Annotated in this window: 13 protein-coding genes; 3 read left to right on the forward strand and 10 right to left on the reverse strand. The window is 59.8% G+C overall.

What is annotated here, in order from left to right; all coding sequences use genetic code 11:
• Nucleotides 1-959 precede the first annotated feature (959 nt).
• The 9 genes from thrC to ffh form a co-directional block, all read right to left on the reverse strand.
• Complete coding sequence (gene thrC, locus ACA073_RS21120) at nucleotides 960-2,369, reverse strand: threonine synthase (protein ID WP_497399241.1); 1,410 nt, start codon at nucleotides 2,367-2,369, stop codon at nucleotides 960-962.
• A 66-nt stretch (nucleotides 2,370-2,435) separates the two neighbouring features.
• Nucleotides 2,436-3,740: a homoserine dehydrogenase gene (locus tag ACA073_RS21125; protein ID WP_027924910.1), complete on the reverse strand. Its 1,305-nt coding sequence runs from the start codon at nucleotides 3,738-3,740 to the stop codon at nucleotides 2,436-2,438.
• A gap of 134 nt (nucleotides 3,741-3,874) precedes the next feature.
• Entirely contained in the window at nucleotides 3,875-4,606 is a 732-nt protein-coding gene (dsbC, locus tag ACA073_RS21130) for a bifunctional protein-disulfide isomerase/oxidoreductase DsbC (RefSeq protein ID WP_462009004.1), read from the reverse strand.
• 252 nt (nucleotides 4,607-4,858) lie between these two features.
• Nucleotides 4,859-5,755 carry a site-specific tyrosine recombinase XerD gene (xerD, locus tag ACA073_RS21135; RefSeq protein WP_008025604.1) on the reverse strand — a complete coding sequence of 299 codons (897 nt, stop codon included), beginning with the start codon at nucleotides 5,753-5,755 and terminating at the stop codon, nucleotides 4,859-4,861.
• A gap of 99 nt (nucleotides 5,756-5,854) precedes the next feature.
• Entirely contained in the window at nucleotides 5,855-6,205 is a 351-nt protein-coding gene (gene rplS, locus ACA073_RS21140) for a 50S ribosomal protein L19 (protein WP_003175895.1), read from the reverse strand.
• 45 nt (nucleotides 6,206-6,250) lie between these two features.
• On the reverse strand, nucleotides 6,251-7,003 hold the full coding sequence (gene trmD, locus ACA073_RS21145) for a tRNA (guanosine(37)-N1)-methyltransferase TrmD (RefSeq protein WP_497399244.1): 753 nt from the start codon (nucleotides 7,001-7,003) through the stop codon (nucleotides 6,251-6,253).
• 2 nt (nucleotides 7,004-7,005) lie between these two features.
• Nucleotides 7,006-7,542 (reverse strand): ribosome maturation factor RimM, encoded by a 537-nt coding sequence (gene rimM / locus ACA073_RS21150; protein ID WP_497399246.1) that lies wholly within the window; start codon nucleotides 7,540-7,542, stop codon nucleotides 7,006-7,008.
• Between the two features lie 5 nt (nucleotides 7,543-7,547).
• Nucleotides 7,548-7,799 (reverse strand): 30S ribosomal protein S16, encoded by a 252-nt coding sequence (gene rpsP / locus ACA073_RS21155; protein ID WP_007944872.1) that lies wholly within the window; start codon nucleotides 7,797-7,799, stop codon nucleotides 7,548-7,550.
• 250 nt (nucleotides 7,800-8,049) lie between these two features.
• A complete protein-coding gene (gene ffh, locus ACA073_RS21160) occupies nucleotides 8,050-9,426 on the reverse strand; it encodes a signal recognition particle protein (RefSeq protein WP_497399248.1) in 1,377 nt (458 codons plus the stop codon).
• 195 nt (nucleotides 9,427-9,621) lie between these two features.
• Between ffh and ACA073_RS21165 the strand changes: the two genes are divergently transcribed.
• The 3 genes from ACA073_RS21165 (at nucleotide 9,622) to ACA073_RS21175 (ending at nucleotide 13,407) form a co-directional block, all read left to right on the forward strand.
• A complete protein-coding gene (locus tag ACA073_RS21165; RefSeq protein ID WP_213939838.1) occupies nucleotides 9,622-10,434 on the forward strand; it encodes a cytochrome C assembly family protein in 813 nt (270 codons plus the stop codon).
• Between the two features lie 12 nt (nucleotides 10,435-10,446).
• Nucleotides 10,447-11,682 carry an HlyC/CorC family transporter gene (locus ACA073_RS21170; RefSeq protein WP_497399251.1) on the forward strand — a complete coding sequence of 412 codons (1,236 nt, stop codon included), beginning with the start codon at nucleotides 10,447-10,449 and terminating at the stop codon, nucleotides 11,680-11,682.
• A gap of 408 nt (nucleotides 11,683-12,090) precedes the next feature.
• On the forward strand, nucleotides 12,091-13,407 hold the full coding sequence (locus ACA073_RS21175) for an MFS transporter (RefSeq protein WP_192228455.1): 1,317 nt from the start codon (nucleotides 12,091-12,093) through the stop codon (nucleotides 13,405-13,407).
• Nucleotides 13,408-13,498: 91 nt separating this feature from the next.
• Here ACA073_RS21175 and purT read toward each other — a convergent pair whose 3' ends face one another.
• On the reverse strand, nucleotides 13,499-14,680 hold the full coding sequence (purT, locus tag ACA073_RS21180) for a formate-dependent phosphoribosylglycinamide formyltransferase (RefSeq protein WP_497399253.1): 1,182 nt from the start codon (nucleotides 14,678-14,680) through the stop codon (nucleotides 13,499-13,501).
• Between the last annotated feature and the right edge of the window lie 212 nt (nucleotides 14,681-14,892).

The following is a 14,892-nucleotide window of genomic DNA, read 5'->3' on the forward strand; positions in this document are numbered from 1 at the left end:
CTGGTTGATGGAGCATGCATGGCGCAGATGACAGGTTTGTGTATGGGCTTATGCGTCAGTGGGGATTTGGATTGGAGATGGGATTGGGATTGGGATTGGGATTGGGATTGGGATTGGGTGAATATCCGTTTCTTCGGTAACGGCGGCTATTGGTTTCGCCCTTACGGCGAGTCACTTGGAAGAGCCCCAAGTAACCAAGGGCTCTTGCCCAGGCTCTTGCCCCTTTCGTTCGGTGCCTCGCTAAGGCTCGGCATGCCCTCGCTCCGGTCCTGCTCCGTAGGCCCGCCGCCATCGGCCATCCATGGCCGTGCGCGGCTAACCCGGCATCCATGCCGGGTTGCCCACTGCGCAGAACCTGCGCTCGGCCTCTCGAGGGGGCGTGCACCGCAATAGCAAAAAGCGAGGCGGCCTGACAGCCGACCTGGGCATCACGCGGGCGCGCTTCGCTGACTTGATCGTTCACATAATCTGAATTTTCAATGAGTACCTGTGGGAGCGGGCTTGCTCGCGAAGAGGCCGTGTCAGTCGACATCAATGTTGAATGCCAGTCCGCATTCGCGAGCAAGCCCGCTCCCACAGTTGGAATTTTGTTGGGCATGGCATTGGTGTTTGCATCCGCCCACCACCGATGACCCGATCGGACTAGGTGTCAGGTCGGCTATCAGGCCGCCTCGCGGTGCTGTTGCGGTAGGCGCCCCCTCGAGAGGCCGAGTGCAGGTTCTGCGCAGTGGGCAACCCGGCATGGATGCCGGGTTAGCCGCCCCCGGCCATGGATGGCCGATGGCGGCGGGCCCACGGAGCAGGACCGGAGCGAGGGCATGCCGAGCCTTAGCGAGGCACCGAACGAAAGGGGCAAAAAGCGCTTTGGTTACTTTCGCGCTTTTCGAAAGTGACTCGCCGTAAGGGCGAAACCAATAGCCGCCGTTACCGCAGAAACGGATATGTACAAAGCCAATCCGTTACAGCGGCTTACCACGATTCCCATGCTGACTGACAAAAGCCTGCACAGCCTTCAGATCATTAGGCAACACAGTGCACCGCTCATCCCGCTCAAACAGATCAGCCAAATGCACCGGCAATTCCAGCGCCTTGCCCACACCAGCCTTCTCCACCGCATCCGGGAATTTGACCGGGTGCGCAGTGCCAAGAATCACCATCGGAATATCCAGACTACGACGGCATTCCCGCGCAGCCTTCACGCCGATAGCAGTGTGCGGATCCAGCAACTCACCCGTCTGCTCATAGACTTCAGCGATGGTTTCGCAGGTTTGCGCATCATCCACCGCCAGCGAATCGAACAGCTTGCGAGCTTCTGTCCAACGCTCCTGTTCAACGCTGAAACCACCACCCTGCTTGAACGAATCCATCAACCCGGCAATTGCCACACCGTTACGACCGTGCAAATCAAACAGCAGACGTTCGAAGTTCGACGACACCATGATGTCCATCGACGGCGACAACGTAGCGTGCAGGGTTTCCTTGACGTACTGATTGCCGCTCATGAAGCGGTGCAGGATGTCGTTGCGGTTGGTGGCGACGATCAACTGGTTGATCGGCAGGCCCATGTTGCGTGCCAGGTAGCCGGCGAAGATGTCGCCGAAGTTGCCGGTCGGCACCGAGAACGACACCGAACGCGCCGGGCCGCCCAACTGCAGGGCTGCGTGGAAGTAGTAAACGATCTGGGCCATGATCCGCGCCCAGTTGATCGAGTTCACCGCCACCAGACGCGTGCCCTTGAGGAAACTCTGGTCGGCGAAGCTCGCCTTGACCATTTCCTGGCAGTCATCGAAGTTGCCTTCGATGGCGATGTTGTGAATGTTCTCGCCGAAGATGGTGGTCATCTGGCGACGCTGCACTTCGGACACACGGTTGTGCGGGTGCAGGATAAAGATGTCGACGTTTTCGCAGTGCTTGCAGCCTTCGATGGCGGCCGAACCGGTATCACCGGAGGTGGCGCCGACAATCACCACGCGCTCACCGCGCTTTTCCAGCACGTAGTCGAGCAAACGACCGAGCAGTTGCAGGGCGAAATCCTTGAACGCCAGGGTCGGGCCGTGGAACAGCTCCAGCACCCATTCGTTACCGTTCAACTGACGCAGCGGCGCGACGGCGTTGTGCGAGAACACGCCGTAAGTCTCTTCCAGAATCTTTTTGAAATCGGCATCAGGAATGCTGCCGGTGACGAACGGGCGCATCACCCGGAATGCCAGCTCGTGGTACGGCAGACCGGCCCAGGAAGCGATTTCTTCCTGGGTGAAACGTGGCAGGTTTTCCGGGACGTACAGACCGCCGTCGGTGGCGAGACCGGCCAGCAGGACGTCTTCGAAATTCAGGGCCGGTGCCTGGCCGCGGGTACTGATATAACGCATGACTGGCTCCAATAGACAGTGTTCGCAAACCCGGGCCCGCACGCAGGCCCGGTGAACGATAACGGCTTAGTTCAGGTGCTCGACGCGGATCCGTACGACCGGACCGACCACGCCTGTCAGGGCTTCGAGAGCGGCGATCGCGTCGTTCATGTGCTGTTCCAGCACACGGTGAGTCAGCAGGATCATCGGTACCAGACCGTCATGCTCTTCGACTTCTTTCTGCATGATCGATTCGATGTTGATGCCGCGCTCCGACAGGATGCTCGCGACCTGAGCCAGCACGCCCGGATGGTCCTTGGCCTGAATGCGCAGGTAGTAAGCGCTTTCGCAGGCTTCGATCGGCAGGATCGGATGCGCCGACAGCGAATCCGGCTGGAAGGCCAGATGCGGCACGCGGTTTTCCGGGTCGGAGGTCATGGCGCGAACCACGTCCACCAGGTCGGCGATCACCGACGAAGCGGTCGGCTCCATGCCAGCGCCGGCGCCGTAGAACAGGGTCGAACCGGCAGCGTCACCGTTGACCATCACCGCGTTCATCACGCCGTTGACGTTGGCGATCAGACGATCGGCCGGGATCAGCGTCGGGTGAACACGCAACTCGATGCCAGCCGCGGTGCTGCGAGCGACACCCAGGTGCTTGATGCGATAGCCCAGCGCTTCGGCGTAATTCACGTCAGCGGTGGTCAGCTTGGTGATGCCTTCGGTGTAAGCCTTGTCGAATTGCAGCGGGATGCCGAACGCGATGGAGGCCAGGATCGTCAGCTTGTGGGCTGCGTCGATGCCTTCAACGTCGAAAGTCGGATCGGCTTCGGCGTAACCCAGGGCTTGCGCCTCGGCGAGTACGTCTTCGAAGGTGCGACCCTTCTCGCGCATCTCGGTGAGGATGAAGTTGCCGGTGCCGTTGATGATGCCGGCGACCCAGTTGATGCGGTTGGCCGACAGGCCTTCACGGATCGCCTTGATTACCGGAATGCCACCGGCCACAGCCGCTTCGAATGCCACGATCACGCCTTTCTCGCGCGCCTTGGCAAAAATTTCATTACCGTGAACGGCGATCAGTGCCTTGTTCGCGGTGACCACATGCTTGCCATTCTCGATGGCCTTGAGTACCAGCTCGCGGGCAACGGTGTAGCCGCCCATCAGCTCTATAACGATGTCGATCTCAGGGTTCGTGGCCACTTCGAAGACATCGTTGGTAATCGCAATACCGGTCGTTTGGAACTGAGGCTTTGGCGTGCGCATGGCAATTTGTGCCACTTCGATACCACGCCCGGCGCGACGAGCAATTTCCTCGGCGTTGCGCTGAAGTACGTTGAAGGTTCCGCCACCGACGGTCCCTAACCCACAGATGCCTACTTTGACCGGTTTCACTGTGAACTCCCCATGAAACGGCCGACTCAAGGCCGGCCGTAAAAACAGCCGCGTGCTCGCGGCTCTCTATTAATGGCCCGGCAAATATTGCCGCCGGACCATGATCGTCAAAGGCTGGCCGTGACGATGCGAATTTACTTCGCGCCCAGCGCCAGTTTGGCGACTTGTGGCGCAGGCTGGTAGCCCGGAATGACCTGACCGTCGGCCAAAACGATAGCCGGTGTGCCATTCACGCCGATCGACTGACCGAGGGCGAATTGCTTGGAAACCGGGTTATCGCACTTGGCGGCCTTGATTTCCTTGCCATCGACCATTTTGTCCATGGCGGCTTTCTTGTCTTTCGAGCACCAGACCGCTTGCAGCTGTTCGTCACCCGGCGAGCCCAGGCCCTGGCGCGGGAACGCCACGTAACGCACTTCGATGCCGCGCTTGTTCAGCTCAGGCACTTCGGCGTGCAGTTTGTGGCAGTACGGGCAGGTGGTGTCGGTGAACACGGTGATGTGCGATTTGGTTTCGCCGATGGCCGGGTAAACCACGGTCTCCGCGACCGGAATCTCGTTGACCAGCTTGGAAATGCCCAGGCGTTCGGTCTTCTCGGTCAGGTTGACCGGTTTGCCGTCCTTGAGCTGGAACATGTAGCCCTGAACCACGTACTGGCCGTCTGCGCTGGCGTAGAGCACGCGGCTGCCCTTGAGTTTGACTTCATACAGACCGGGCAGCGGACTGGCGGAAATGCTTTCTACCGGCACTTCGAGCTGGAGGTTTTCCAGGCTTTTACGGATGGCTTTGTCAGCCGCGTCATCGGCGACGGCAAAGGTGCTGACCAACGCAATGGCGGCGGCGGCGAAAATCTGGGTCAGACGCATGTGAACTCCTGAAGGCGGACAAATGGGACGATCAGAACGCCCGTGCCGAAACACCGGGTCATAACCGCCCATCGTGCAAACCGGCAAAGCCTACCACATAAGGCCAGCGGGGCCGAATGCGGGTGATACAAGGGGTTGGCGAATGCTTTTCTGTGGGAGCGGGCTTGCTCGCGAATGCGGTGTGTCAGTCGACATTATATTTGACTGACACACCGCATTCGCGAGCAAGCCCGCTCCCACAGGGAATTGTGATCAGCCACGCGGGTGGTGTTTGGCGTGCAGGTCTTGCAAACGGGCGCGGGCGACGTGAGTGTAGATCTGGGTGGTCGACAGGTCGCTGTGGCCGAGCAGCATTTGCACCACCCGCAAATCGGCACCGTGGTTGAGCAAATGTGTGGCGAAGGCATGGCGCAAGGTGTGCGGCGACAGCGACTTGCCGATCCCGGCGACTTTGGCCTGATGCTTGATCCGGTGCCAGAAGGTCTGGCGGGTCATCTGCTCGCCGCGCTGGCTGGGAAACAGCACATCGCTGGGACGCCCGCCGAGCAGCTCGCCACGGGCGTCGCGCATGTAACGCTCGACCCAGACAATCGCCTCCTCACCCATCGGCACCAGGCGCTCCTTGCTGCCCTTGCCCATCACTCGCAGTACGCCCTGGCGCAGGTTGACCTGCTCCAGTGTCAGGCTGATCAGTTCCGTCACCCGCAGGCCGCAGGCGTAAAGCACTTCGAGCATGGCGCGGTCCCGCTGGCCGATGGCTTCGCTCAAGTCGGGCGCCTTCAGCAGCGCCTCCACATCGGCTTCTGACAAGGATTTGGGCAACGGCCTGCCGAGTTGAGGCATATCGACGCGTAACGTCGGATCGACCGCGATCAACTTTTCCCGCAGCAAATAGCGATAGAAACCACGCACGCCGGAGAGAAACCGTGCGGTTGAGCGAGGTTTGTAGTTTTGCTCCAGACGCCAGGCCAAGTGATCGAGGATCAATTCGCGGCCGGCGTTGATCAACTCCAGCCCCTTCTCCTGCAACCAGCCGTTGAACAAGGCCAGGTCGCTGCGATAGGCATCGCGGGTGTTATCGGAAAGACCTTTCTCCAGCCATAGCGCATCGAGAAACTGGTCTATCAAAGGATGATCGATGGCGGGCATAAAGGCTCAGGCAGGACCGACAGTACGGCCAAGGAAGATAAATCGCAGGCAACAAAAAAGCAGCCCGTAGGCTGCTTTTTTCTGCATCGGAAGCTGGACTTAAGCCAGTTTTTCCTTGATGCGAGCTGCTTTACCGGACAGGTCACGCAGGTAGTACAGCTTGGCTTTACGTACGTCACCGCGACGTTTAACGGCCATGCTGTCGATTTGCGGGCTGTAGGTCTGGAAAGTACGCTCTACGCCAACACCGTTGGAGATTTTACGAACGGTGAAAGCACTGTTTACGCCGCGGTTACGCTTGGCGATAACAACACCTTCGAACGCTTGCAGACGCGAACGGTCGCCTTCCTTCACTTTCACCTGAACGACAATGGTGTCGCCCGGGGCAAAGGTAGGGATTTCTTTGGTCATCTGCTCTGCTTCGAGTGCAAGGATGATTTTGTTAGTCATGCTGTGCTCCTAAGGTAAATCAACGGACTTACCATCGATACGTTGTTAACTATCGTCCCGCTCGCGGATGTATTCCTCGAGCAGCTTCTTCTCTTCTCCAGAAAGCGAGCGGCTTTCCAGAAGATCGGCGCGTCGTTCAAAGGTCCTACCAAGGGACTGCTGTAAACGCCAACGCCGGATGTGCGCGTGATTGCCACTTAGCAATACGTCGGGAACACGCTGATCCGCATACACCTCCGGTCGGGTATAGTGCGGGCAATCCAGCAAACCATCCGTAAAGGAATCTTCCTCGGCGGAGTCCGCATGCCCTAAAGCTCCAGGCAGCAGTCGTGTAACCGCATCGATCAGGACCATCGCCGGCAGCTCGCCGCCAGACAGTACATAGTCGCCAATCGACCACTCTTCATCGACATGAGCATCAATAAAACGCTCGTCAATGCCTTCATAGCGGCCGGCAATCAGGATCAATGCATCCAGATTCGCCAACTCGCGTACCGCCGCCTGAGTCAGTTGACGGCCTTGGGGGGACAGGTAAATCACCTTCGCCGCCTCCCCGGCTGCTGCCTTGGCCTGAACCAGAGCATCTTCCAGGGGCTTGATCTTCATCACCATGCCCGGACCACCGCCAAATGGGCGATCATCCACAGTGTGATGTCGATCCGTCGTGTAGTCTCGCGGGTTCCAACAGGTGAGCTGCAAGAGCCCCTGTTTCACCGCCCGACTGGTGATGCCGTACTCGCTGATGGCGGAGAACATCTCGGGAAACAAACTGATCACTTCTACGCGCAAGTTAGCCACGCTTAGAAGTCCGCGTCCCAATCCACCTTCATCTCGCCTGCGACCAGGTCGACGGCCAACACGCATTGCTCCGTATAGGGCAACAGGCGTTCGCGATCATCCAGGCTGCCAGCGCAAGGCTTGACCACCATTACATCATTGGCGCCGGTTTCCAGAAGATGATCGATTTTCCCGAGCAATTGCCCAAGTTGATCAATAACCTTCAGACCTTCCAGCTGGTACCAGTAGTACTCGCCGTCGGTCAATTCAGGGAACAGGTTGCGCGGCACGCAGATCTCATAACCGGCCAGAAGACGCGCTTCTTCACGATCATCGAGACCCTTGAGCTTTGCGACCAGGAACTTGTCGTTCCCACGTCCGCTGACCAGCTCGACCTGTTTCACATTGCCTTCGCGCTTGAGCGTCCAGGTTTTGTACTGCAACAGGTTTTCAGTCGGATCAGTAAAGGAATAAACCTTCACTTCGCCGCGAACGCCATGAACAGAATAAATCTTGCCGATAACGATCAAATCATCAGCAACAGCTGGCGTCGCGCTCATATTGCTCAGGCCGCAGCCTTAGCAGCGTCCTTCAACAACTGAGCAACACGCTCAGAAGGTTGTGCACCAACGCTCAGCCAGTAGGCTACGCGCTCTTGGTTCACGGACAGACGGACTTCTTGACCACGAGCAACAGGGTTGAAGAAACCAACCTGTTCCTTGTGCGAACCGTCGCGCGGGTTGCGGCTGTCGGTTACGGTCAAGTGGTAAAACGGGCGCTTTTTGGAGCCGCCAAGGGCAAGACGGATTGTTAGCATGTGAACATCGTTCCTGTAGTCGGTGCTGCAAATCTAAAGGCACAGCGGGCATAGGTGCCCGAAAGGCCGCATATTCTAAGGAATATCCGGACTTTTGCAAATGACTTTTTCCGGCGGCCTATCGGACGCCATCCAGATTTGCTATAGAGCCGTCGTTGAAAACGGCCAGTCAGCTCCCGCCAAGTGCGGGTTTGCTGGAGATCCCACTTCCTTGTGGGGCTGCGCAAGAGCAAGCCCTTGCGCGAATTCTTTACATTTTCGGCATGCCGCCGCCGGGCAACATACCGCCCATGCCGCGCATCATTTTGGCCATTCCGCCTTTCGCGGAGAACTTCTTCATCATCTTCTGCATCTGCTTGTGCTGCTTGATCAAGCGACCGATGTCCTGCACCTGGGTGCCGGAACCCATGGCAATCCGGCGCTTGCGCGAACCGCTGATCATCTCAGGGTCGCGGCGCTCGGCCGGGGTCATGGAATTGATGATGGCTTCCATCTGCTTGAATTGTTTCTCTGCCGCGCCCTGGGCGTTGCCCATCTGCGCCAGGTTCACGCCGCCGATGTTCGGCAGTTTGTCCATGAGGCCGCCAAGGCCGCCCATGTTCTTCATCTGTTGCAACTGATCGCGGAAGTCTTCGAGGTCGAAGCCCTTGCCCTTCTTCAGCTTCTTGGCCAGCTTGTCGGCCTTGTCCTTGTCGAGGGTCGCTTCGGCCTGTTCGATCAGGCTGAGCACGTCACCCATGCCGAGGATGCGCGACGCGATACGCTCAGGGTGGAACGGTTCGAGCGCTTCACTCTTCTCGCCCATACCGATGAACTTGATCGGCTTGCCGGTGATGGCGCGCACCGACAGCGCGGCACCGCCACGGGCATCGCCGTCGACCTTGGTCAGGATCACACCGGTCAGCGGCAGTGCATCGCCGAAGGCCTTGGCGGTGTTGGCGGCGTCCTGACCGGTCATGGCGTCAACCACAAACAGCGTTTCGACCGGGTTGATCGCGGCGTGCAACGCCTTGATCTCGCCCATCATCTCTTCGTCGATGTGCAGACGACCGGCGGTATCGACGATGACCACGTCGATGAATTTCAGTCTTGCTTCTTTAATAGCCGCTTGCGCGATCTCGACCGGCTTCTGGCTCAGGTCGGACGGGAAGAAGGTAACACCGACCTCACCCGCGAGCATTTCCAGCTGCTTGATCGCCGCCGGACGGTAAATGTCCGCGGACACGACCATGACAGACTTTTTCTTACGCTCTTTAAGGAAGCGCGCAAGTTTGCCGGCGGTGGTGGTTTTACCCGCGCCCTGCAAACCGGCCATCAGCACGACGGCTGGCGGAACGGCGCTCAGGTTCAGGTCTTCGTTGGCCGCGCCCATCAGGCTTTCGAGTTCGGCCTGGACGATCTTCACGAAGGCCTGGCCCGGCGTCAGGCTGCGCGACACCTCGGTGCCGACGGCGCGTTCCTTGACCGAATTGACGAAGTCCTTCACCACCGGCAAGGCGACGTCGGCTTCGAGCAACGCCATGCGCACTTCGCGCAGGGTGTCTTTGATGTTGTCCTCGGTCAGCTTGGCCTTGCCGGTGACATGGCGCAGCGTCTGCGAGAGACGGTCGGTTAAGTTTTCAAACATTGCGCGATCCTTTCAGGCCCTGTGTAGACCGGGATAATGGCGGCCCAGACCGGAATTAACATGTGCTCGGCGAGCCTGCGGCGTGGGCAGGTCGCGGATTATAGCGAAGACTGCGACTGGCGGACACCTCGCACTTTCGTGACATGTGGGTTCTATGCCAAACTCAGCGCCTTTCGGGCTTGCCTAACAGGATTTATGCTCCCCTTGTCACCCAGTTTGCTGACCACCCTCGCCGCCGCCTGCTTATATGCCGCTGCGACAATCTATCAGGGCACTCGTCTGGCCTCCGGCGCCAAGGCGAACAAGCGCCTGCTGGTTACGCTCGGCGTGCTGGCCGTCCTGGCCCATAGCGCCAGCCTGTTCACCCATCTATTGACACCGATCGGCCTGGGCCTGGACTTCTTCAGCGCCGCCAGCCTGATTGCCGCCGCAGTCATCGCCCTGACCCTGCTGGCCTGCTCGCGGATCCCGGTGGAAAACCTGCTTATATTACTGTTCCCGCTGGGCGCCGCGACCGTGTTGCTGGCGCAGTTCGCCCCGGCCGGGACGGTGCAGATCATCGACGAAGAGCCGGGCATCCTCGCGCACATCCTGCTGTCGATCCTCGCGTATGGCATGTTCACCATCGCGGTGTTCCAGGCCTTGCTGTTGCTGGTTCAAGACCATCAGCTCAAGCACAAGCATCCGTCCGGGCTGATCAAGAACTTCCCGCCGCTGCAAACCATGGAAAGCCTGCTGTTCGGTTTCCTCTGGGCCGGCTGGACCTTGCTGTCACTGTCGCTGATCTCTGGCTGGCTGTTCGTCGACAACCTGTTCGCCCAGCACCTGGTGCACAAAACTCTGCTGGCGTGCCTGGCCTGGATCGTCTTTAGTGTGCTGCTCTGGGGTCGTAACCGCCTCGGCTGGCGCGGACACAAGGCCATTCGCTGGACCCTCGCCGGTTTCTGCCTGCTGATGCTGGCGTATTTCGGCAGCAAGCTGGTTCGTGAATACATCCTGCACATCTGACGGGCGGCATTAATGGACGACTTGCCCATAGGGCCGATGCTCGCAGTAGTGGCCCTGTTGATTTTATGGTCGGGGCTGTTTACCGCCATCGAGGCGGCGCAGCAGCACTTGCTGGCCCATCGCACTGCCTCGCGCGCCAGCGACAAGCCGGTGGCAAAGCTGAGTTTTCCGCTCAACAGCCTGATTTTCTGTAACACCCTGTGCCGCGCGCTGGTGGTGGTCATCAGCACCTTGCTGGCGATTTTCACCTGGGCCGAAAATGGACCATGGGCGGCTTGCCTCGGCGCTGGCGTGATTCTGCTGGTATTCGCCGACTACCTGCCGCGCACCCTCGCCGCCCGCTACCCCGACGCAATCCTGGCCCTGGGCAACACCTTGCTCGGCGTGCCGTTGAAAATCATCTACCCGGCCGCCTGGCTGCTTAACGGCGTCAGCCAGTTGCTGATGCGACCGTTTGCCCGCAAAACCAACGTGGTGCAGCAGAGCGAGGACGAGACGCCGAATGATCGGCGCGACGACCTGGAACACCCTGTCTCTCGCCCGCACCCGGTGTCGGGCATCCACGCGCTGGACAACATCACGGTCAACGACATTCTGGTGCCGCGCAGTGACGTCGACGGGATCAACCTGGACGACTCGATCGAAGAAATCCTCGAACAGCTTCGTGCCAATCGGCGCACGCGCCTGCCGGTTTTCCACAGCGACATCAATCAAATCGAGGCGGTGCTCAACACCCGGCAGATCCGCCATCTGTTGCCCGATGGCCGTCTGACTCGCGAAGCGCTGGAGGCAGCGTGTCACGATCCCTACTTCGTGCCGGAAAGCACCCCGTTGCAGCTGCAACTGCTGAATTTCCACAAGCAGCAGCGGCGCCTGGGCATGGTGGTCGACGAGTACGGCGAAGTGCTGGGCATCGTCACCCTGGAAGACATTCTCGAAGAAATCGTCGGCGAATTCGAAAGCCAGCACAGCCTGGACAACCCGCACATTCATCCGCAGGCCGATGGACGCCTGGTGATTGATGGCGCGGCGTCGATTCGCGACCTGAACAAAAGTCTCGGCTGGCACCTGCCCAGCGACGGCCCGAAAACCCTTAACGGGCTGGTAACCGAGGCGCTGGAGACCATTCCGGAGAGTGCGGTGTGCCTGAAGATCGGGCGTTATCGGCTGGAGATTCTGGAAACCGAGGACAATCGCGTGACGCGGGTTTTGATCTGGCACACCAGCTCTATTCCAGCCGTTATCTAAAGCCGGACAAATTCCCTGTGGTAAGGGGATTTATCTGTGGCGAGGGGATTTATCGGACCGCCGCACCGCCCCGTTGCGTTGCGAAGCAGCGCCAAAACCTGCGACCGTGCTCTACCTGATACACCGCGCATACCGATTTGACGACTGCTTCGCAGCCGGACGGGGATAAATCCCCTCGCCACAGATAAATCCCCCACCACAATTGCATTGCCAGCCTTTAATCACTTGTTGCCATCGCCAGCGCTCGGCCACTTGTTCGATCGTTAGCCGCCTTCCTATAATCGAATCCGCTTACCCAAGCCCCGCCCCACCCCCGTGCTACCCGCACTCCGCTTTAAACCCACATCCCTGGGTGTTCGACCATAATAATTCGCTCCACTGGGGCACATGACTGTCAGGGATAACCGCATGACGACCAGCACGACTTATACCGAAACCACGCCTGCGCAACCGACGAACTCCGCCACCCGTGTGGCGACCGCGAGTTTCATCGGCACCGCCATCGAGTTCTACGACTTCTACGTGTATGCCACTGCCGCGGCGCTGGTGATCGGCCCGGTGTTCTTTCCGCAGACCTCCGGCACCGCGCAGATGCTGTCGGCATTTCTCACCTTCGGTATCGCCTTCCTCGCTCGGCCGCTGGGCTCGGCGCTGTTCGGCCACTTCGGTGACCGCATCGGGCGCAAATCAACCCTGGTTGCCTCGCTGCTGCTGATGGGCGTGTGCACCACGCTGATCGGCGTGCTGCCGGGTTACGACAGCATCGGCGCCTGGGCGCCGATCCTGCTCTGCGTGCTGCGCTTCGGCCAGGGTTTGGGATTGGGCGGCGAATGGGGCGGCGCGGCATTGCTGGCGACGGAGAATGCGCCCAAAGGCAAACGCGCCTGGTTCGGCATGTTTCCGCAGCTCGGCCCTTCGATTGGCTTTCTCGCCGCCAATGGCCTGTTTCTGACGCTGGCAATGACGCTGAACGACGAACAGTTCCGTTCGTGGGGCTGGCGGATTCCGTTCCTGCTCAGCGCCGCGCTGGTGATGGTGGGCTTGTACGTGCGCCTCAAGCTGCACGAAACGCCGGTGTTCGCCAATGCCATGGCGCGTCAGGAGCGGGTGAAGATCCCGCTGGTCGAGCTGTTCAGCCAATACTGGGCACCGATGCTGTTGGGCGCCGGTTCGATGGTGGTGTGCTACGCGCTGTTTTACATCTCGACGGTGTTTTCGTTGAGTTATGGTGTGTCGACGCTCGGCTACACCCGCGAAACCTTCCTCGCCCTGCTGTGCTTCGCCGTGCTGTTCATGGCCGCCGCTACGCCGTTGTCGGCCTGGGCCAGTGACCGTTACGGGCGCAAACCGGTGCTGATCATCGGTGGCGTGCTGGCGATTCTGTCCGGGTTCCTGATGGAGCCACTGCTGACCCAGGGTTCGACCTGGGGCGTGGCGCTGTTTCTGTGCATCGAGCTGTTTCTGATGGGCGTGACGTTCGCGCCGATGGGGGCGCTGCTGCCGGAACTGTTTCCGACGCATGTGCGCTATACCGGAGCCTCAGCGGCTTACAACCTGGGCGGTATTGTCGGAGCCTCGGCGGCGCCGTTCTTCGCACAGAAGCTGGTGGCGATGGGCGGTTTGAGTTATGTCGGCGGGTATGTGTCGGGGGCGGCGGTGCTGAGTTTGATTGCGGTGCTGTGCCTGAAGGAGACGCGGCATAACGATTTGAATCGGGTTGCCTGATAGGAAAAGCTTCGCGGGCAAGCCTCGCTCCTACAAGGGATCACACTGGACCTGTAGGAGCGAGGCTTGCCCGCGAAGGCCGCGCCTCGGTTTACAGCTCTACAACAACAGCCTGAGAAGCACGGGTCGCTTTAGCCCGAGCAGCCTCGATCGACTCATCCCGCGCCAACGCCACACCCATCCGCCGCTGACCATTCACCTCAGGCTTGCCGAACAGACGCAAGGCCGTATCCGGCTCGCTCAACGCAGCACCCAGGTTGGCGAAGGCGGTCTGGGTCGATTGCCCTTCCACCAGAATCACCGCCGAAGCCGAAGGCCCGAACTGACGAATCAACGGAATCGGCAGGCCCAGAATGGCCCGCGCGTGCAGCGCGAATTGCGACAGGTCCTGAGAAATCAGAGTCACCAGACCCGTGTCATGCGGGCGCGGCGACACTTCGCTGAACCACACCTGATCGCCTTTGATGAACAGCTCGACACCAAACAGACCACGACCGCCCAAGGCTTCAGTGACCGCCTTGGCCACGCGCTCGGATTCCGCCAGCGCAACCGGGCTCATGGCTTGCGGCTGCCAGGATTCCTGGTAGTCGCCCTTCTCCTGACGGTGACCGACCGGCGCGCAGAAGGTGGTGCCGCCGACGTGACGCACGGTCAGCAGGGTGATTTCGTAGTCGAAGTCGATGAAACCTTCGATGATCACGCGACCTTTACCGGCGCGGCCGCCTTCCTGGGCGTAATCCCACGCGGTTTTCACGTCATCGGCGCTGCGCAGCAGGCTCTGGCCTTTGCCCGACGAACTCATGACCGGCTTGACCACGCACGGGAAACCCAGGTCCTGAACGGCCTTGCTGTAGTCCTCGAAGGTATCGGCGAAGTAGTACGGCGAGGTCGGCAGATCCAGCTCTTCAGCGGCCAGTCGACGGATGCCTTCACGGTTCATGGTCAGTTGCGCGGCGCGTGCAGTCGGGATCACGGTGAAGCCTTCGGCTTCCAGTTCGACCAGGGTTGCGGTGGCGATGGCTTCGATTTCCGGCACGATGAAATGCGGCTTCTCGGCTTCGATTACCGCACGCAGGGCGGCGCCGTCGAGCATGTTGATCACGTGGCTGCGATGGGCGACTTGCATGGCCGGCGCGTTGGCGTAGCGATCCACGGCAATCACTTCAACGCCCAGGCGTTGCAGCTCGATCACCACTTCCTTGCCCAACTCGCCACAGCCACACATCAATACGCGGGTCGCGGTGGGCGACAATGGAGTTCCGATACGGGTCATCTCAGGTCCTCTATGGAGCGGATCATCGAGGGTCGCGCCGTGATTGACCTATAAAAGCCTGCGCGCTTCCCATGGGGAGAAAGCGCGGCATTTTACATGAACCTGAGGGTTTGGCTTCAGCCGCTTATGCAGGAGCGATCTTGCTCGCGAAGATCGTTAACGATAACGCGTAAAACCAGGAATATAGCGGCGTCCTTGGGTTTTTCGCGAGC

The sequence above is a fragment of the Pseudomonas sp. LBUM1670 genome (genome assembly GCF_059695695.1).